Consider the following 1,298-nt stretch of genomic DNA (forward strand, 5'->3'; position numbering starts at 1 on the left):
ATCATGATCGCCCGCAGGGAGGAGGAGGTCCTGCGCAGTGGCGTCGGCGGAGGTTCGGCCGAAGAGCGCCGCACGAGGCTCGCCGGTGCTGGAATCATGAGATCTCTGCGCCGCGTGGACCAGATGACGATGTTGGAGCGCGCCGCCGCCTTCTTCGCGCCGGCTGCCGCGTGTCTGCCGGCAACTTCGTCGCCAGAGGCGCTAACGAGTTGGATGCCGGGACTCGTCCGGTCTGCGCGGCGCGGGACGCATCCGCTGCTGCACGTGCTCATGGACGCATTCCTTGACGCGCAGCCACACGTTGCTTCGAGGGCGGTCGGCCCATTTGGCGCGGGACCATGGCCTTGCCTTAACCCACTCGCATCCCACACCGGGGAAGCGGTCGTCATTGACCTGACTTCCTACACGACCAAGGGTCGTGTGGTGGCCCGCTTTTCGTGCAGGTGCGGCTACGTTTATTCGCGCGGTCTGTCGGCCGACGGCGGTCAGACGCAGCCTCGCTTTTACCGCTACGGTGCGCTGCTTGAGCCCGAACTGCGGCGACTTGTCGGCGAGGGTGTCTCGCTTCGAGCGGCGGGACGAGCGCTCTGCCTCGACCCTAAAACGGTGGTGGCCGAGGCGAAAAGGCTTGGGCTGCCGGTGACGTGGCGTATTGGCGGAAGAGTCGACGCTCGGATGAGCAGGACCGCGATCCCGCCCTCGACGTCTCGCGCTGCCGGCGCTGGACCCAGGCGGATGCCCGTTTTTCGCCAGAACTGGTCGACGCGCGACGCGGAGACGCTCGGCAGATGCGAACACGCTGCGGCGGTGCTGATGAAGTTGGAGCCGCCCTCCAGGCTGACCTACGCGGCGATCGAGAGAGCGGCTCTAGGCCGGACCGGTTGGATCCGCCTAAGGTCGCGCAGCCTGCCTCGAACGATCAATTTCATCGAAGGCGCCGTCGAGAGTGCAGCGGCCTACAAGCGACGCAGGGCCGTGTTCGAGATCGGACGATCCGACGGCGCAATTCCGCCCTGGCGCGTGATGCGAGCCGCCGGCCTGACCGGGGTCGACCTGCCGGTGATTAGGGAGCTCATGGAGTGCACACGCCCAGAGATCCTGCGCGTACCTGCCAAACCCACCGTTGTCCTGTCAAAACCGTAGCCCATGATTGGAAAGGCTTTGTGGCTCTCGTGGGATCCGGGGTGAAGGGGTGCATCACACGACCAGAGCGGCGACAAGGGCGTCGAGAGGAGATTTGCCGAGGCGCCGGCCGTTGTGCACGAATTCGAAGAAGCCTGCTGTTTCTTCTCGAGGAG

Annotated in this window: 1 protein-coding gene; it reads left to right on the forward strand. The window is 65.6% G+C overall.

What is annotated here, in order from left to right:
* Window positions 1-1,143 (forward strand): TnsD family Tn7-like transposition protein (locus Q7A36_RS39850; RefSeq protein WP_305109331.1); only part of this gene is annotated, 1,143 nt, incomplete at its 5' end.
* Window positions 1,144-1,298 lie beyond the last annotated feature (155 nt).

Origin of the sequence: Paracraurococcus lichenis (assembly GCF_030657435.1) — a bacterium.
Classification (GTDB): domain Bacteria; phylum Pseudomonadota; class Alphaproteobacteria; order Acetobacterales; family Acetobacteraceae; genus Paracraurococcus; species Paracraurococcus lichenis.